Source organism: Labilithrix sp., from assembly GCA_019637155.1.
GTDB lineage: Bacteria > Myxococcota_A > Polyangia > Polyangiales > Polyangiaceae > Labilithrix.
Genome location: JAHBWE010000003.1, coordinates 303,754 through 322,146, shown reverse-complemented (window position 1 = coordinate 322,146; position 18,393 = coordinate 303,754). Strand labels below are relative to the sequence as shown.

Below are 18,393 nucleotides of genomic sequence, written 5' to 3'. Positions count from 1 at the left end.
TGGGGTGGGGGTGTCGGGGGCAAAGCCCCCGACGATGATTGATGTATAGTGCGGCCGCATGACCGCCGGAGTCTTCCCGTTGACGAGCCCCGCCACGGGCAAGGAGCTCTCCGCTGTCGAGGCGACTCCCGCCGACGACGTCGCGGAGGCCGTCGAGCGCGCTCGCGCCGCGCAGGCGAAGTGGGCGGCGATCACGCCGGAGCGCCGGGCGCGCGACGTCGCGAAGGTGAAGAAGCGCATCCTCGAGCGGGCGGAGGAGATCGGTCGCCTGATCCATGACGAGACAGGGAAGCCCGAGGTCGAGGCGCTGCTCGGCGAGGTGCTCGCGAGCGCCGACGTCGCGGTGTACTGGGCGGACATCGCGCCGGAGGAGCTCGAGCCGCTCGAGGCCGAGCTCGACACGCTCGCGTACCCGAAGAAGCGCGCGTGGATCCATCGCGAGGCGCGCGGCGTCATCGGCCTCGTGATGCCGTGGAACTTCCCGTTCGCCCTGCCGCTCCGCACGATCGTTCCCGCGCTCATCGCCGGCAACGCGTGCGTGCTGAAGCCGAGCGAGATCACGCCGCGTACGGGCGCGCTCATCGCCGACCTCTTCAAGGGGATCGTCCCCGACGATCTCGTGACGGTGGTGCAGGGCGGCGGCGATGTCGGCGGCGCGCTCGTCGACGCGGACGTCGACTTCGTCGTCTTCACCGGCAGCACCGCGACGGGGAAGAAGGTCGCGCACGCGTGCGCGGAGCGGCTCCTGCCGTGCGTGGTGGAGCTCGGCGGCAAGGACGCCGCGATCGTCCTCGCGGACGCCGATCTCGATCGCGCCGCGAACGGGATCCTCTGGGGCGCGATGATGAACGCGGGCCAGAACTGCGGCGCGGTCGAGCGCGTCTACGCGGTGAAATCGATCGCCGACGAGCTCGCGAAGAAGGTCGCCGCGGCGGCGAAGGCGCTCCGCTTCGGCGCGGACGTCGGGCCGCTCACGACCGAGGCGCAGCAGGCGACCGTGAAGCGCCACCTCGAGGCGGCGAAGACGGCGGGCGCGGAGATCCTCACCGGCGGCGAGGCGGTCGAGTCGGAGGATACGAAGACGGGCTGGCGGCCGACGGTGGTGAAGATCGACGACGACGAAGCGGCGCTGATCAGCGACGAGACGTTCGGGCCGGTCGTGCCGATCACGCCGGTCGCGGACGCGGAGGAGGCGATCACGCGCGCGAACGCCTCGCGCTACGGCCTCACCGCGAGCCTCTGGACGGAGGACGTGCGCGCGGCCGAGAAGCTCGCCCATCGCCTCAAGGCGGGGGTCGTGACGATCAACAACCACTCGTTCACGGGGGCGATCCCGTCGTTGCCGTGGGGCGGGGTGGGGGAGAGCGGCTGGGGGTTCACCGGCTCGCCGCTCGCGCTCGAGCACCTGACGCGTCCGCGCGCGATCGTCATCGATCGCAACCGCGCCGCGCGCGAGACGTGGTGGTACCCGTATTCGCCGACGTTGAAGCGCCTCGCGCTCACGTTCGCGCTCCTCCGCGGCGGCGCGAAGTCGATCGGCGCGCGCGTCGGAGCGTTCTTCGCGCTGCTCGGCATCTTGCCGAAGCGCATGGGCGAGCTGAAGAGTGGCAAGCCCGCGAGCGATTAAGAAGAAGCGGGCGCGCCGGCCGAGCCGCGCGGGGATCCCGTACAAGAAGAGCGAGGCGACGCGGGAGCACCTCCTCGCGACCGCGGTCGACCTCATCGCGCGCCGCGGCCTCGCCGGCGCGAGCTTCACCGAGCTCGCGGAGGCGGCGGGCACGAGCAAGGGCGGCATCGCGTACTACTTCGAGAGCAAGGACGAGCTCCTCGCGAGCGTGCTCGCGCGTTGCTGCGAGGTGATGGAGGCGCGGGTCCGCGCGGCCTTCCTCGGCGGCGAGCTCGCGCCGCTCGAGCGCGTCCGCCGCGCGCTCGCGGAGATGTGGCGTCATCGCAGCGCGGGCGTCGCCGAGATGCGCGCGCTCACGGAGCTGCACATGTTCGCGCGCCAGGACCCGGCCCTCCGTCGCTCGCTCGGCGAAGCGCTCACGCGCGCGCGTCGCCAGATGATCGACGTCGGCCTCACGAGCCTCCTCACGCTCGGCATCCGTCCACGCGTGGACGCGGAGCTCGTGCCGCGCCTCATCATCGGCATGCTCGACGGCCTCGCGCTGCAGCACGAGGTCGACCCTCTCGGTGAGGCGCAGCAAACGGAGCTCCTCCACGCGATCGAGCTCGCGATCGTGGGACTGTTCACGACGGAGTGAGGCGCGCTGCCGCCGCTCTTTTCGACCGATCGTCCGAAATCGAAAATGTGAGCGATCGCTCATCGCGGCGACGGTCAGGCGAAATCGTCTGGATCCGAACAATCGGTACAATTTCTATGGATTCCAAAATGTTGTGTGCCCCGAAACGGATCTCGTCGTCCGGCATCGGAGGAAAACTGAAGCGCGAGCAGTTGACAAATCGGACGGTTGGCCGAAATCTACGCGCGCTCCCAGGACGAGCTTCTCGAGGAATGAAGGGGTAAGGCAATGATTCTCGACAACCTGTTCGCGTCCCTCGGCGGCGTCGGCACCGCCGCCGCGCTCTTCGCCATCCTCGCGTTCCTCGGCACACCCGCCGTCGGCGCCGTCGCCTGCCCGATGAGCCCCCTCCGCCGCATCCAACCACGAGGTCGCTAAGGTTCGAGAGGAAGCGCTCGTGATGGGGCGCCCGCGACGCGGCCGACGCGGCGAACGAGGGAGAGGTTGTCGCGTTCTTCGAGGAAGCGCCCGTGGGGCGCGGAGTGAGGCATCTTCGCGTCGAGCGCGAGCAGGGAACTGCCTAGGATTTCGCGTGTGGGTTCGTGGCGTAGGTCATGCACTTCGTTCGAGGTGCGATCGCCGGTGTGCGGTCGTGGCAATCAACCTCGAAGGAGTGTCGTCATGAAGTATGGTCTCGCGTGGCTCTTGGGTGTTCCCCCCGTCCTCATCGTCGGCTGGTTCTTGCTGAACCACTGCTGAAGCGACGCGAAGGCGGGCTCAGGCGAGCAGCGTCGTCAGCGTCTGCTCGATGCCCGCGAGCTCGAAGGCGCACTCGCGCATCGCCGCTTCGTCCTCGCTCGTGAGGGCGGCGCGCGCACGCGCCAGCGCGGTCTGACCCTCCTCGACCTTCGCCGTCGCGAAGTCCGAGCTCGCGAGCGCGACCGACGCCGTCCTCGCCGCCGCCTCGCACGACGCGATCAGCTGCTTGAGCTGCGCGCGAAAGCCGCCCGGCTTCGCCGACGAGCGCTTCGCCGCCGTCGCCGCCGTCGCCGCCGTCGACACGCGCGGCGGCGTCGCCGCGAGCGGCGGCAGGTCTCCGCCGAGCGTCGCGATCGGTGACGGCACGGTCGGCGTGCCCGAGCGCGGCGCCGGCTCCACCACGGCCGCGACCGGCGACGGCACCGTGGGCACCGCCGACCTCGTCGTCGCCGCCGCGGCCATGACCTCCGTCGCGACGATGCTCGCCGCCGGCGACGGCACCGTCGGCACGCCGGAGCGCGGCGGCTCCGGCTTCACCTCGATGCGTGGGTCGATCTTCGGCTGCGACGACAACATGTCGATCCGCGGCACCGAGAGCGGCGGCGCGTCGTCCTCCTCCTCCTCGGCGCGTGGGTCGCGGCGCATGGGGCGCGCCTCGCGGACGATCGGCTGCGTCGTCGCGGTGCCCGGACGTTGCGGCATCGGCTGCGTCACGCTCGTCGCGAGCGCCGGCCGCTGCACGATCGGCTGCGTCACGTTCGCCGGAACGACCGAGACCCCCGAGACCGAGACCCCCGAGACCGGGACCCCCGAGACCGCGACGCCTGCCGGTTGCGACGGGCCCTTCGCGTCGCCGAGGTGGATCGGCATGTGGCCCGACGGCGGCTCGTCGGCCGGGAAGAGGTCCTGCGCCGAGACCGGCGCGACCGGCTCCGCGAGCGCGCCCGGCTGCCGGTTCCGCGCGGCCTGCGCCATGCGCGCGACGTCCTCGCGCGAGAGGTCCGTCGACGCGAGGATGCGGATCGACTGCGCGTGCTGCGTCGCGACGTCCATCGCCGTCACCGACACGACGCCGTTCTCGTCGACCGCGAGCGTGAGGTCGAGCGAGACGCCGCCCGGCGGCCCGGGACGGATGTCGTCGAGGCGGAAGTCGGCGAGCAAGGTGCACTCGTCGGCGACCTCGCTCTCCCCCTGCAGGACGACGACGTCGACGAACGTCTGCCCCTCGCGCGTCGTCGCGAAGTTGCGGCGCACGCGCGTGGGGAGCGGCGTGTTCTTCGGGACCAGCGCCTCGCGCCGGTTGCCGCGGAGGCGCACGCCGAGCGTGTACGGCGTGCGGTCGCGGAGGCGGACCGGCGGCGGATCGCCCTCCGCGAAGCGCTCCCCCGCGCCGAGGCCGTGCGCGACGAGCGCGGCGCCGAGCGCGACCGCCTCGTCGGGGTGCACGCGCTGCGACGGCTTCTTCCCGAGCAGCGCCGTCACCGCGTGGTGGATCGCGGGGATGCGGCTCGCGCCGCCGACGAGGAGCAGATCGTCGACCTCCGCGATCGGCGTCTTCGCCTCGTCGAGCGCCTGCCTCGTGAGGTCGATCGTGCGCGCGACGAGCTTCTTCGTCTTGTGATCGAAGACGTGACGCGTGAGCGTGCAGCGGAGGTGGAGCGGCCCCCGCTCCGGGTGCACGACGAGGTGCGGGACGTCGACCTCGACGATCTCGCGCATCGAGAGCTGCGTCTTCGCGTCCTCCGCCGCTTGCTTGAGCCGGAGCTCGGTCGCGTGATCGGACGGCGGATCGAACCCGTGCTCGCGCTTGAAGCGCTCGGCGAAGAACGCGGCGATGAGGCGATCGAAGTCCTCGCCCCCGAGGAGCGTGTCGCCGCCGGTGCCGAGGACCTCGAACGAGCCGTCCGCCTTGCAGCTCACGATCGAGATGTCGAACGTCCCGCCGCCGAGGTCGTAGACGACGACCTTCTTGTCGAGCCCGCGCCCGTAGCCGTACGCGACCGCGGCCGCGGTCGGCTCGTTGATCATGCGGACCACCTCGAGCCCCGCGATCGTCCCCGCGTCGCGCGTCGAGTTGCGCTGCGCGTCGTTGAAGTACGCCGGCACGGTGATGACCGCCTTCGTCACCGCTTGCCCGAGGTGCGCCTCCGCGGCCGCCTTCAGCTCCGCGAGGATGAGCGCGTTCAGCTCGGCGAGCGCGTACACGCGATCGTGGTGGCGGACCCGGATGTCCCCGTTCGGGCTCTCGAACAAACCCTGCGCCGCGCGCGCCGCGATCTCCGGCTCGTCGAACCGCCGTCCGATGAGCCGCTTCAGCGCGATGAACGTGTTGTCCGCGTTCGTCGCGACCTGCCGCTTCGCGGCGTGCCCCACCGTGATGGAGCCGTCCGGCGCGATCGCGACGACCGACGGCGTCGTGCCGTGGCCTCGATTCGGGATCACGACGGCGCCCGCCGACGAAGTGGCCACTGCGACACACGAGTTCGAGGTGCCGAGATCGATGCCGAGGATCGGTTCAGACGCCATCCGGGGACGATGATACTCTCGCCGCCGAGCCCCCATGCTCAAACCGAAAGAGCTCCACACGGGTTTCTCCGCCGCGACGTGGGGGTCGGAGGCGGAGCGCGCGGCCTTCGTCGAGGAGGCCGGCGCGCAGCCGGTCGCCGAGATCCAGAAGCTCCTCGCGACGATGCTCGACCCCGCCGCGCTGATGGACATGCGCCGCCACGAGTCGCGCATCGTCGCCTTCTCCGCCATCGTCACGCAGAGCGCCACGCCGGAGCTCTTCTCGCCGTTCGTGCGCGCGCTCCGTCCCGCCGACTCGCGCCTCCGCGCCGCGCTCGTCGCGCTCGTGCCGCGCGTGAACAACATCCAGCGCCACGGCGAGCTGTGCGCGCTCCTCGGCGCGCCGGAGCCCGAGGTCCGGAGGGCCGCGACGGAGGCGCTCCGGCCCGTCGTCGGTCCGTCGGCGTTCGAGATCCTGCAGCAGCTCGTCGCCGATCGCGGCTTCGGCGGACGCACCGAGGCGATGGACGTCGTCGCCGGCAAGGCCGCGCACCACGCGATCCCGCTCCTCACGAAGGCGATCGAGGTCGGCTCCCCCGCCGAGGGCGAGCACGCGATCGGCCTCCTCGGCGACGCGACGATCATGGCGAAGGACCTGCCCGGCGCGCGCAAGGTCCTCGCCGCCACGATGGACGGGCCGAACCCGAGCATCGTCGCCGCCGCGGCGCTCGCGCTCGCGGGCCTCTCGGACGAGGGCGAGTTCCTCGCCGCGCTCGAGGCGCGGATCGACGCGACGAACCCCGTCCTCGTGAAGGCGATCATCGGCGCGCTCCGCCGCTACAGCGGGGAGTGGGTCTTCGAGTACCTCCTCCGGAAGTTCCGCGAGGGGCCGTCGGCGATGCGCCTCCACATCCTCGACGTGGTGGAGTCGATCAAGCACGAGGGATCGCTCCCGCTCATGCTCGAGGCGCTCGCGAACCGCCGCCTCGACGTCCGCATGCGCGCGGCCGACGTGCTCTCGCGCCTCGGCACGAGCGGCGCGGTCGACGTCGCGCGCGTCGTCATCTGGCTCCTCCGCAGCCACGACGTCAACGTGCGCCGCATCGCGATCGAGGTCGCGAAGAACGTCGGCGATCGCGACGGCGAGCTCACGCCCAAGCTGCTCCGCTTCCTCCGCGACGAGGACTGGTGGGTGCGCGAGCGCGTGATGGACACCCTCGTCGAGATGGCGGGGCCGACCCTCGCGCGCCACCTCGCCGCGATCCTGCAAGACCCCTCCGACGTCGTGCGCCGCTTCGCGATCGGCGGCTTCGCGCGGCTCCGCGACCCGAAGGCGATCGGCGTCCTCGTCCGCACCGCGCTCGACGATCCGGATTGGTGGGTGCGGGAGCAGGCCATCTCCACCATCGCCGACCTCGGAGACAAGAAGGCGATCCCCTACCTCCTCGAGGTCATGAAGCGCCACGAGCTCGAGCGCGTCCCGGTGCTGCATGCGCTGACGAAGCTCGGCGCGACGGAGGCGATCCCCGCCGTCGTCGACCTCCTCGCCGACGAGGACGCCGACGTGCGCCTCGCCGCGGTGGGGTGCCTCGCGGCGCTCGACGCGCGCGCGGCGGGCGATCAGGTCCGCGCGCTCGCGACCGACGACGATCCGCGCGTGCGCCGCGCCGCGCTCGAGGCCCTCGCGCGCTGGCAGGTGCAAGGCGCCGCCCTCGAGGTGGAGTCCGCGCTGAGCGCGCTCGATCAGCTCCTCGTCGCGATGGCGAAGATGGGCGCCGACGACCTGATCCTGATCCCGGAGCGCGCGCCGTCGGTGAAGCACATGAACGCGGTCGTGCCGCTGATCGAGGGCGAGCTCTCGGCCGAGCAGCTGAAGGCGATGCTCTTCGCGCACCTCACCCCGCTCCAGGTCGCGACCCTCGCGAAGCTCTCCGACGTCGACTTCTCGCACGAGGTGAAGACGCACCAGCTCCGCTTCCGCGCGCACATCCTCACCGAGCGCCGCGGCTTCGGCGCGGTGTTCCGGATCGTGAAGAACGAGATCCCCGCGATGGACAAGCTCGGCTTGCCCTCGATCGCGCGGACGTTCGGCGACTTCAAGAACGGCCTCGTCCTCGTCGGCGGCCCGACCGGCTCCGGCAAGAGCACCACCCTCGCCGCCGTCATCGACCGCATCAACCGGAGCTCGGGCCGGCACATCGTCACGGTGGAGGACCCGATCGAGGTCGTCCACGCGCAGCACAAGTCCCTCATCAACCAGCGCGAGCTCGGCACCCACACCGGATCGCTCGCGCACGCGATGCGCTCCACGCTGCGCCAGGACCCCGACGTCATCCTCGTCGGCGAGCTCCGCGACCTCGCGACGATCTCGTTCGCGGTCTCCGCCGCGGAGACGGGCCACCTCGTGTTCGGCACCGTGCACACCCTCTCCGCGCAGGCGACCGTCGACCGCCTCGTGAACGCGTTCCCCGCGGGGCAGCAGCCGCAGGTGCGATCGCAGCTCGCCGACACGCTCCGCGCGGTGCTCTGCCAGCAGCTCGTCCGCACCGCCGACGGCAGGGGCCGCGCGCTCGCGGTCGAGGTGATGGTCAACACCGAGGCCGTCGCCGCGCTCCTCCGCAAGGGCAAGACGTTCCAGATCCCGAACATCGTGCAGAGCTCACGCGATCTCGGGATGCAGTCGATGGACGCGGAGCTGATCCGCCTCGTCCGCGAGGGCCTCGTGACGAAGGACGAGGGCTGGCTCAAGGCGAACGACAAGAAGGCCTTCGAGACCGCGTTCGCGCCGCCGCCCGCGCAGCCGCAGCCCTCGGCCGCGCCGCAGCCGCCGGCGTCGACGCAGCCGCTCCGCTCGCGGCTCTTCGGAGGGAGCTGAAGGTGGCGCGCCTCGACTCCTTCCTCCGCATGGTCGTCGATCAGAAGGCGAGCGACCTCCATTTCCACTCCGGCACCGTGCCGATCATCCGGCACGACGGCGACCTCGTCACGCTCCCGTTCCGCTCCCTCTCGGAGGAGGAGACCGCGCGCTTCGTGATGGAGATCATGACGCCGGAGCAGCGGGCGGTCTTCGAGAAGCAGAAGCAGATCGACTTCGCCTACGTCGTCGAGGGGTGCGCGCGCTTCCGCGTGAACATCTTCATGCAGTCGCGCGGCATCGGCTCCGTCTTCCGCGTCGTCCCCGACGTGATGCCCACCCTCGAGCAGCTCCGCCTCCCGCCTGCGATCCGGCGGCTCGCGAAGTACCCGAACGGCCTCGTCCTCGTCACCGGCGCGACCGGCTCCGGCAAGTCGACCACGCTCGCGGCGATGGTGAACGAGGTGAACCGCACGATGCGGAAGCACATCATCACGCTCGAGGACCCGATCGAGTTCGTGCACGTGCCGCGCGAGAGCATCGTGACGCAGCGCCAGGTCGGCAAACACGTCGACACGTTCGCCGCCGCGCTCCGCTCGGCCCTCCGCGAATCTCCCGATGTCGTCGTCGTCGGCGAAATGCGCGACTTCGAGACGGTCTCGCTCGCGGTGTCGGCGGCCGAGACCGGCGTCCTCGTCTTCGGCACCCTCCACACGAACTCCGCCGCGAAGGCGGTCGACCGCATCATCGACATGTGCCCCGAGGAGCTGCACGAGCAGATGCGCAACGTCGTCTCGACGCTCCTCAAGGGCGTCGTCGCGCAGTCGCTCTGCAAGCGCGCGAACGGCGAGGGCCGCGCGGCGCTCACGGAGATCCTCCTCAACAACTACGCCGTCGCGAACATGATCCGCGAGAACAAGACGTTCCAGCTCGACGGCTACCTCGCCTCGGGCGAGGCGCTCGCATCGGGGATGCAGAGCCTCGATCAGTCGATCCTCGCGCGCGTGAAGGAGGGCGAGATCACGGCGGAGGACGCGCTCCGCTACGCGCGTTACCCTGATACGTTGAAGACGCTCCTCGCCACGATCCCGGAAGATGCCTGAGCCCGACGCCCTCGCCGCCGCACGCGCCCTCCTCGCCGCCGGCGACGTCGACGGCGCGGTGCGCGGCTTCCTCCGCCAGCGCGCGTTCGACGAGGCGGCGAAGGCGTACGCGAGCAAGGGCCGCTACCTCGACGGCGCGAACATGCTGATGGACGCGATCGGCGTCGGGGTGAGCCTCGTCGGCGGCCTCGATCCGCAGCGCAAGGCGCTCGCGGGCCTCGCGGCGGAGCTCTTCGCGCTCGGCAAGGACGTCGACACGAGCACGAAGCTCTTCAACGCGCTCGGCGATCCCCGCGGCCGCGCGCAAGCCGACGCCGGCATCAAGGACACCGGCCGCATGGCCGCGTTCCGCCTCGAGCGCGAGGGCCGCGCGGAGGAGGCGCTCGTCGCGTACCAGAAGCTGCGGCAGCTGCCGGACGCGGCGCGCGTGGCGGAGGGGCTCGGGCGCGTCGAGGAGGCGGGGCGCATCTACGAGGAGGCGGCGATGCCGTTCGACGCGGCGCGCTGCTGGCTCGCGCTCGGCGATCCGGCGCGCACGCTCGACGCGCTCCTCCGCGTGCCGCGCGAGCACGCGGACTACCGCAAGGCGTGCGTGCAGGCGCTCCGCATCGCGCTCGATCTCAACGTGCTCGACTTCCGCGTCGACCAGTTCCTCTCCCGCTTCGTGAAGGACGGCCCACAGGCCGACGGCGAGCTCGAGTCGTTCTACATGCTGGGCAAGGTCTACGCGCAGCGCGACTTCGCCGAGAGCGCGGCGGAGGTCTACGAGAAGCTCGCGGCGTTCCGTCCGGGCTACCGCGACGTCGAGCAGAAGCTCGCCGCGCTCCGCTCCGACCTGCGCGGCTCGACGCGCGCGTACGAGGCGATCGTCCGCGAAGACGCGGGCTTCCAAGGCCGCGCGCTGACACGCGAGGTGAAGCCGGCGAACGCGCTGCCGGATCTGCCGGACCTTCCGGAGCTCGAAGGCCTGCCGCCGCTCCCCGGCGCCGCTGCTCCTGCTCCCGCACCCGCTCAGGCGACGCGGCGCGCCGGCGGCGGCGAGGCGACGATGCAGGTGGAGGCGCGCGCGGTGCCGGCGCCCGCGGCGGTGGCGCCGACGGCGGCGGGCTCCCCCGACTCCGCGTTCGCGGACCTCCCGATCGGCTCGACGGTCAGCAACGGCCGCTACGTGGTCGAGAAGCTGATCGGCCAGGGCGGCATGGCGGCGGTGTACCGCGTGAAGGACGAGGAGCTCGGCGAGACGGTCGCGCTGAAGATGTTCTTCATGCAGTCGGACGCGACGCTCCTTCATCGCTTCAAGCAGGAGGTCACGCTCTCGCGCCAGCTCAATCATCCGAACATCGTGCGCCTCTACGACATCGGCTCGCACGGCGAATACAAGTTCCTCACGATGGAGCTCCTCGACGGCCAGGACCTCCGCTCGATCCTCGACGAGGGCAAGCCGGAGATCGCCGTCGCGCTGAAGTACCTCTCGCAGGCGTGCGCGGGCCTCGCGGTGGCGCACGAGCGCGGGGTCATCCATCGCGACCTGAAGCCGGAGAACCTCTTCGTGACGAGGGACGGCACGCTGAAGGTCATGGACTTCGGCATCGCGAAGAAGCAGACGACGGCCTCGAGCGTGACGCAGGCGGGCATGATCATGGGCACGCCGCTCTACATGTCGCCGGAGCAGATCCAGGACTTCGGGTCCGTGAGCCATCTCTCGGACCTCTACTCGCTCGGCATCATCGCCTACGAGCTCTTCACGGGCGCGGTCCCGTTCCAGAGCGAGGACATGCTGAACCTCTTCTTCATGCACTACCAGCAGGAGCCGGCGCCCCCCCGCGATAAGGCCCCGGAGATCCCGGACGAGCTCGAAGACATCATCCTCCGCCTCCTCGCGAAGGACCCGACGAAGCGCATCCAGAGCTGCCGCGAGCTCGGCTCCCTCCTCGCCGAGATCCGCCCACGCCCAGCCCGCGCGCGGACGATCACGCAGCGCTGACGGTCAGTACCCCAGCACCGACTCGATCCGCGTCGGTTGGAGCACGGTGCGGCCCTTGAGGAACTCGAGCTCGATGACGAAGGCGTAGGCGACGACCTCGCCGCCCTGGCCGACGACGAGGCTGGCGGCGGCCTTCGCGGTGCCGCCGGTAGCGAGCACGTCGTCGACGATGATGGCGCGGGTGCCCGGTCGCAGCGAGTCCTTGTGCATCTCGAGCTCGGCGGTCGAGTACTCCGTCGCGTAGGCGACCTTGTCGACGACGGCGGGGAGCTTGCCCGGCTTGCGCGCGGGGACGAAGCTCGCGTTGAGGCGCGCCGCGAGCGCGCCGCCGAAGATGAAGCCGCGCGCCTCGACGCCGACGACGGCGTCCACGTGCGCGCCGATGAAGCGCTCCGCGAGCGAGTCGAGGACGATGTGGAACGCGCGCGGGTCGGCGAGGAGCGGCGTGATGTCCTTGAAGATGATGCCTGGAGAGGGGAAGTCCGGGATGTCGCGGATCTTCGATTTCACGTACGCGAGCGCGTCGGCGGAGAGCATGGCGCGAGTCTAGCCAACCTTCGGGAGGCTGTGCCGCGTGATACGCATCACGCGGCCTACCCTGGGAGCGACGTGATGAGGCGGTCGACGAGGCCGCCCTCGTCGGCGCGCGTCAGATCGAGGAGCAGCATCGTCACCGACGCCGCGCCCGCGTCGTACGCGTCGGTGTCGCTCCCCGGATCCGACTCGTGCTGCACCCCCGGACCCCCGAGCCAGATGTACTCGCGGCCCCGCGGATCGAGGCGGACGTCGAGCGTCTCGTCGTAGAGCCGCGAGCCGAGCTTCACGTGCCGCACCTCGCCCGTCCACTCGAGCGGGACGTTGAGGTTCAGGAGCGGCGTGCCGCGGACGAGCTTCGGCGGCGGGCGCGTCGAGTGCGTCGCGCGCGTCTCGTGGAAGAGGCGCTGCGCGAGCGTGGAGGTGAGCCCCGCGACGCGCTTCTGATCGGCCTTCGAGTGCGCGCTCGCGGCGATGGCGGGGATGCCGCGCAGCGCGCCCTCCCGCGCCGCCGCGACGGTGCCGGAGTAGAAGGCGTCCTGCCCCAGGTTCAGGCCGCGGTTGATGCCCGAGACGACGAGGTCGGGCCAGCGCGGGAGGAACTTCGTCTCCGAGTGGAGCGCGATGTACACGCAGTCGGCCGGCGAGCCGTCGATCGCGAAGACGCCGTCCTCGACGCGGCGCGCGCGGAGCGGGCGGTTCAGCGTGAGCGAGTGCGACGTGGCGCTCTGCTCCGTCTCCGGCGCGACGATGACGACGTCGGCCCACGCCGCGAGCGCTTCGCCCAGCACGAGGAGGCCGCGGCTCGTGACGCCGTCGTCGTTCGAGAGGAGGACGAGGGGCCGCGCGGCGGGCGCGGAGGTGTTTTGTTCCGGCACGCTCCGCACCCTAGCGCAACGCGCTTCGAGTAGCATTCGCGGCATGAAGCGCTGTTTGCTCCTCGTGCCCGTGTGCGCTCTCGCGTGCGCCGAGCCGAAGACGCCCGAGATCCCCCCCGTCACCACCGCGACGCCGCCGGTCACCGTGACCGAGACGACGTCCGGATCGAGGAAAACGCTCATGACGCGAAAGTCCGACGTCGTCGACACCCTCCACGGCGTGAAGGTGCCCGATCCGTACCGGTGGCTCGAGGACGGCGCGTCGCAAGAGACCAAGACCTGGACCGACGCGCAGAACGCTCACACGCGCGAGGTCATCGACGCGATCCCGGGCCGCGAAAAATTGAAGAAGGAGATCACCGACGTCCTCCAGATCGGCAGCGTCGGCGCGCCCGCGATCCGCCCGACGGGGAAGGGGATCCGCTACTTCCACATGAAGCGGGAGGGCGCGCAGAACCAGCCGAACCTCTACGTGCGCGACGGGCACGCGGGGAAGGACCGCGTCCTCATCGACGTCGCGGCGCTCTCCGACGACGGGACGAGCGCGCTCGACTGGTGGTTCCCGTCGCGCGACGGCGCCTTCGTCGCGTGGGGGCGCAGCGAGTCCGGGAGCGAGGAGAGCGTCCTCCACATCCGCGACGTCGCGACGGGCAAGGACCTGCCCGATCGGATCGATCGCACGCGGCACGCGTCGGTCGCGTGGCTGCCCGACGGCAAGAGCTTCTACTACTCGCGTCACCCCGAGCCCGGCTCCGTGCCGGCCGGCGACGAGAAGTACTACGCGAAGATCTTCCTCCACGTCGTCGGCCAGGACCCGAAGAACGACAAGCTCGTCTTCGGCGACGGACGCGACAAGACCGACGTCCCGCAGGTCCTCATTTCGCCGAACGGCCGCTGGCTCGTCGTCCGCGTCCACATGGGCTGGGACAAGAGCGAGGTCTACCTGCGCGACCTCACGAAGGGGACCGCGGGGACGTTCACGCCCGTCGTCACCGGCGTGCCCGCTCTCTTCGAGCCGGATCCGAACGACGACAAGCTCTACATCTCCACCAACGACGGCGCGCCGCGCTACCGCCTCTACGCCGTCGACTACGCGAAGCTCGATCGCGCCTCGTGGAGGGAGCTGATCCCGGAGGGGAAGGACGTCCTGACCTCGTTCGACGTGCTGAAGAACGAGATCGTCACGACGTACTTGCATGATGCATCGACCCGGGTGGAGCGCTTCTCGCTCGACGGCAAGAGCAAGGGCGCGATCGCGCTGCCGGGCATCGGCTCGTCCTCGACGACGGGGCATCCGTCGAGCGACGAGGTCTTCGTGACGTTCACGTCGTACGTGGTGCCGAGCCAGGTGTACCGCGCGGACCTCCATCAAAGCGCGAGCCTCACGCTCTGGGACCGCGTCGGCGCGCAGTTCAACGAGCCCGACATCGAGGTGACGCAGCTCTTCGCGACCTCGAAGGACGGGACGCGCGTGCCGATGTTCGTCATCGCGAAGAAGGGGTTCAAGAAGACGGGGAAGAACCCGACCGTGCTCTACGGCTACGGCGGCTTCAACGTGAACCAGACGCCGGGGTTCAGCTCGCGCGCCCTCGCCGTCGTGCGGCGCGGCGCGATCTGGGCGACGGCGATCCTCCGCGGCGGCGGCGAGCTCGGGGAGGACTGGCACAAGGGCGGGATGCTGGAGAAGAAGCAGAACGTCTTCGACGACCTCTATGCGTGCGCGGAGCTCCTCTTCAAGGAGAAGATCGCGGCGCCGGAAAGCCTCGGCGTCGTCGGCGGCTCGAACGGCGGCCTCCTCGTCGCGGCTGCCGTGACGCAGCGTCCGGAGATGTTCCGCGTCGGCCTCTCGCTCGTGCCGCTCACGGACATGGTCCGCTACCACCACTTCCGCATCGCCAAGCTCTGGATCCCGGAGTACGGCGATCCCGACAAGGCGGAGCACTTCAAGTTCCTCCACGCGTACTCGCCGTACCACCACGTCGAGGACGGCAAGAAGTACCCGTCGATGCTGTTCACCACCGCGGAGAGCGACTCGCGCGTCGACCCGATGCACGCGCGCAAGATGGCGGCGCGCATGCAAGAGGCGCAGGGCGACGCGGCGCGCCCGGTGCTCCTCCGCGTCGAGACGAAGGCGGGTCACGGCGCGGGCAAGCCAGTGACGAAGCTCGCCGACGAGCTCGCCGACGAGAACGCGTTCCTCCTCAACGAGCTCGGCGTCGCGCTTCAGTAGCGTAAAGCGCTGCCTTACGCCGGCGTTCGAATCATATCGATTCACGGAACGGCACTCCGGGGTCATAGAGACCCCCATGCGCTCGCTCACTCCGGTCTACCGCCCTCGTCTCGTTTCGCTTCCCCGCATCTCGGACGTCGCGCCGCGCCGCGCGGTGGAGCGCAGCCGCCGCGATTTCCTCGCGTGGCTCGGGGCCGGCGCGGCGGTCGCGGCGGTCGGCGCGGTGGGCTGCACGGCGAGCGCGGCGGAAGAAGGAGAGGAGGGGAGCGAGCTCCTCGGCGCCGACGACGCGCTCAGCACGGACGTCGACGCCGGCGGCTGCCGCGTCACGACGCGCGACGCGCTCGGCCCGTACTACGCGCCGGGCGCCCCGATCCGCACGCTCAGCATCGCGGAGCCCGAGGAAAAGGGCGTTCCGCTGCTCGTGGAGGGGCGCCTCCTCGGGCCCGACTGCCGCACGCCGCTCAAGGGCTACACGCTCGATCTCTGGCAGGCGAACGCGGCCGGCGAGTACTCGCCCGGCGGCGCAGACATGCGTCTCCGCGGGAAGATCGTGACCGATCAGCTCGGTCGCTACAGCTTCGAGTCGATCCTCCCGGGCCGCTACAGCGACGCGGCGGGCACGCGGCCGGCCCACATCCACGTGACGTTCCGCTCGCCCGCCGGCAACGCGCTCCTGACCTCGCAGATCTACTTCGCCGGCGATCCGTTCCTCGGCGAGGCCGACTACTGCACGCGCGCCGGGGCCTGCAACGCGGCCGACGAGGCTCGCCACCTCCGCCTCCAGAACGCGATCGTCTCGCGGCGGATCGGCAAGCGGAGCTTCTTCGACGCAATCCTTCCGCGCACTTAGGCCTGTGGAAAACACCTGAACAAAAAATCAGAGCCAAGAAGTGGACGAGTGTTCAGTGCTGAACGTAAGGTACTGCACATGAACCTCGAGCTCGACGTCCTTCGCGCCTTCCTCCGTCTCGCCCGCCGCCGCTCCCAGCCGACCATCGAACAGCTCGTCGTCCGCGTCGGCGCGGACGAAGCCGCCGTCCGCGACGCGGTGAAGCTCCTCCTCCGCCAGGGCCTCCTCCAGCGCAACACCCACGGCGTCGGCCTCACGCTGGCCGGCCTCGCCATCGGCGTCGCCATCGCGAAGCGCCCCGCCACGCGCGTCGCGTCCACGGCCTCTTCCGCGGCGCCGGGCGTCGCGTCCGCGGCCTCTTCCGCGTCGCCGCGTGTGGCCGCGGCGCCTTCCCCCGCGCCGCGTCTCGCTCGCGCGCCGAAGACGAAGACCGAGCGTCGCGCGGCGTGATCGCGGGCGCAGGCGGGGCCTGGCAGGAGCGTCGCGCGGCGTGATCGCAGGCGCAGGCGGGGCCTGGCAAGAGCGTCGCGCGGCGTGATCGCGGGCGTGATAGACCTCGCCGCGCTTGAAGTCGCCGCGAGAGACACACGAGGCCGCGCTCGCCGCGCGCAAGGCCAACGCCGAGACCCTCGAGGGCAAGGCGAACGCGATCGGCAACGCGCGCCTCGTCGCGGCCCTCGGCGCGATCGGCCTCGTCATCGCGATCGCCTTCGCGAACGTGCCGCGCGAGACCTGGCTCGGCGTCGTCGCGTGCGTGATCGCGTTCGGCGCGCTCGTCGTCGTGCACGCGCGCATCCACGCCGAGAAGGACCGCGCCGCGGCCGCGATGCGGTTCCACGAGCGCGCGCTCGATCGCATGAGCGGCAAGTGGCGCGCGTTCCCGCAGACGGGCGCGCGCTGGGCCGTGCCGACGCACCCGTACGCGGGCGACCTCGACGTCTTCGGTCGCGCGTCGCTCTTCCAGCGCATCGACGTGACGTCCACGCGTTACGGCGAGGAGATCCTCGCGCGCTGGCTCTCGGGCGACGATCGCCCGCAAGGCTCGAACGCCGACTTCGCCCTCGCGGTCGAGAAGCGGCAAGCCGCGGTGAAGGACCTCGCGCCGCGGCTCACGCTGCGCGAGCAGCTCGCGGCCGTCGGCGCGCTCCTCGACGACAAGGATCAGAAGCCCGATCCACGCCCGTTCGTGATGTGGGCGGGGCAGACCGGCTCGAAGGCAGGCGAAGCCAAGCTGCCCGGCGGCATCGCGATCGTCGCCGCGCTCGTGCCCGCCACGACGATCGGCCTCGCGGTCGCGGGCGGGATGGGCCTCGTGCATCGCATGCTCTTCCTGTTGCCCTTCGTGGTGTCGGTCGCCGTCCTCAACGCGCTCCGCCCCCGCATCCAGCCCGCGCTCGAGGCGGCCTCTTCGAAGGAGAGCGCGCTCTCCCGCTACGGCGACATGCTGAAGCTCCTCGAAGACGAAAAATTCGAGGCCGACGTGCTGCTCGGTTTGCAGAAGCGGCTCGCCGAGAGCGGCTCGCGCGCGACCGAGGAGATGAGCGCGCTCTCCCGCATCGTGGGCTTCGTCGACGCGCGCAACAACGAGGTCTTCCGCTTCTTCATCGGCCCCGCGTTGATGTGGGATCTCTGGTGCGCGCTGGCGCTCGAGAAGTGGCGTGCCCGCGCGGGCAAGGCGGCGTTCAGCTGGTTCCGCTCGCTCGCGGAGCTCGAGGCGCTCGCGTCGATCGCGGGCTTCGCGTTCGAGAACCCGGACTACGCGTTCCCTTCTTTCCAGAAGGGCGAAGACGAGGGCGAGGCCGTCTTCGTCGCGACGTCGCTCGGTCATCCGCTCATCGACGCCGACAAGCGCGTCTCGAACGACGTCACGCTCGCGGGCCCGGGCCACGCCCTCGTCGTGACCGGCTCGAACATGTCCGGCAAGAGCACGCTCCTCCGCGCGATCGGCACGAACGCCGTCCTCGCGAACGCGGGCGCCCCCGTCTGCGCGAAAGAGCTCACGATCGGCCGCCTCGAGGTCGCGACGAGCATGCGCGTCTCCGACTCCCTCGAGGAGGGTACGAGCCGCTTCTACGCCGAGCTCAAGAAGCTGAAGCTCGTCCTCGATCTCTCGAAGGCGATCGCGAAGGGCGAGCGACCGGGAACGCTCCTCTTCCTCCTCGACGAGATCCTCCACGGCACGAACACGCGCGAGCGCCTCATCGGCGCGCGCGCGATCATGAAGGAGCTCCTCGCGCGGAGGGCGATGGGCGCGGTCTCGACCCACGACCTAGGCCTCGGCGATCTCGAGACCGAGCTCGCGGGCGACGTGAAGAACGTGCACTTCGAGGAGCAGGTCGAGGGCGAGGTGATGAGCTTCGACTACAAGCTCCGTCAGGGCGTCGTGCAGAGCAGCAACGCGCTCCGCCTCATGAAGATCGTCGGCCTCGACGTCGTCGCCTGACCGCGTT

Annotated in this window: 13 protein-coding genes; 10 read left to right on the top strand and 3 right to left on the bottom strand. The window is 70.7% G+C overall.

Annotated elements, in window-relative coordinates; translation table 11 throughout:
* The first annotated feature begins 58 nt into the window (after window positions 1–58).
* The 3 genes from KF837_07715 (at window position 59) to KF837_07705 (ending at window position 2,681) form a co-directional block, all read left to right on the top strand.
* Window positions 59–1,627 carry an aldehyde dehydrogenase family protein gene (locus KF837_07715; protein ID MBX3227183.1) on the top strand — a complete coding sequence of 523 codons (1,569 nt, stop codon included), beginning with the start codon at window positions 59–61 and terminating at the stop codon, window positions 1,625–1,627.
* On the top strand, window positions 1,605–2,264 hold the full coding sequence (locus tag KF837_07710; protein MBX3227182.1) for a TetR/AcrR family transcriptional regulator: 660 nt from the start codon (window positions 1,605–1,607) through the stop codon (window positions 2,262–2,264). Before KF837_07715 ends, KF837_07710 begins: the two co-directional genes overlap by 23 nt.
* Before the next feature lie 267 nt (window positions 2,265–2,531).
* Window positions 2,532–2,681, top strand: a complete 150-nt coding sequence (locus KF837_07705; GenBank protein MBX3227181.1) for a hypothetical protein — start codon at window positions 2,532–2,534, stop codon at window positions 2,679–2,681.
* A gap of 339 nt (window positions 2,682–3,020) precedes the next feature.
* Here the strand turns inward: KF837_07705 and KF837_07700 are convergent, their stop codons facing one another.
* Window positions 3,021–5,528, bottom strand: a complete 2,508-nt coding sequence (locus KF837_07700) for an Hsp70 family protein (GenBank protein ID MBX3227180.1) — start codon at window positions 5,526–5,528, stop codon at window positions 3,021–3,023.
* A 34-nt stretch (window positions 5,529–5,562) separates the two neighbouring features.
* Here KF837_07700 and KF837_07695 point away from each other — a divergent pair, with 34 nt between their 5' ends.
* The 3 genes from KF837_07695 to KF837_07685 are packed head-to-tail and all read left to right on the top strand — an operon-like array spanning window position 5,563 to window position 11,448.
* A complete protein-coding gene (locus tag KF837_07695; GenBank protein ID MBX3227179.1) occupies window positions 5,563–8,382 on the top strand; it encodes a PilT/PilU family type 4a pilus ATPase in 2,820 nt (939 codons plus the stop codon).
* Window positions 8,383–8,384: 2 nt separating this feature from the next.
* Window positions 8,385–9,464 (top strand): type IV pilus twitching motility protein PilT, encoded by a 1,080-nt coding sequence (locus KF837_07690; protein MBX3227178.1) that lies wholly within the window; start codon window positions 8,385–8,387, stop codon window positions 9,462–9,464.
* Window positions 9,457–11,448 (top strand): protein kinase, encoded by a 1,992-nt coding sequence (locus KF837_07685; GenBank protein MBX3227177.1) that lies wholly within the window; start codon window positions 9,457–9,459, stop codon window positions 11,446–11,448. The genes KF837_07690 and KF837_07685 overlap by 8 nt, the downstream gene beginning before the upstream one ends.
* Before the next feature lie 3 nt (window positions 11,449–11,451).
* Here KF837_07685 and KF837_07680 read toward each other — a convergent pair whose 3' ends face one another.
* Window positions 11,452–11,985 (bottom strand): adenine phosphoribosyltransferase, encoded by a 534-nt coding sequence (locus KF837_07680; protein ID MBX3227176.1) that lies wholly within the window; start codon window positions 11,983–11,985, stop codon window positions 11,452–11,454.
* A gap of 56 nt (window positions 11,986–12,041) precedes the next feature.
* Window positions 12,042–12,860 (bottom strand): 5'/3'-nucleotidase SurE, encoded by an 819-nt coding sequence (gene surE / locus KF837_07675; protein MBX3227175.1) that lies wholly within the window; start codon window positions 12,858–12,860, stop codon window positions 12,042–12,044.
* A 43-nt stretch (window positions 12,861–12,903) separates the two neighbouring features.
* Between surE and KF837_07670 the strand changes: the two genes are divergently transcribed.
* The 4 genes from KF837_07670 (at window position 12,904) to KF837_07655 (ending at window position 18,386) form a co-directional block, all read left to right on the top strand.
* Window positions 12,904–15,090 carry a S9 family peptidase gene (locus KF837_07670; GenBank protein ID MBX3227174.1) on the top strand — a complete coding sequence of 729 codons (2,187 nt, stop codon included), beginning with the start codon at window positions 12,904–12,906 and terminating at the stop codon, window positions 15,088–15,090.
* Between the two features lie 76 nt (window positions 15,091–15,166).
* Window positions 15,167–15,943, top strand: coding sequence for a hypothetical protein (locus KF837_07665; protein ID MBX3227173.1), 777 nt, complete (start codon window positions 15,167–15,169; stop codon window positions 15,941–15,943).
* A 78-nt stretch (window positions 15,944–16,021) separates the two neighbouring features.
* On the top strand, window positions 16,022–16,393 hold the full coding sequence (locus KF837_07660; GenBank protein ID MBX3227172.1) for a hypothetical protein: 372 nt from the start codon (window positions 16,022–16,024) through the stop codon (window positions 16,391–16,393).
* A gap of 115 nt (window positions 16,394–16,508) precedes the next feature.
* Complete coding sequence (locus KF837_07655) at window positions 16,509–18,386, top strand: DNA mismatch repair protein MutS (GenBank protein ID MBX3227171.1); 1,878 nt, start codon at window positions 16,509–16,511, stop codon at window positions 18,384–18,386.
* The last annotated feature ends 7 nt before the right edge of the window (window positions 18,387–18,393 follow it).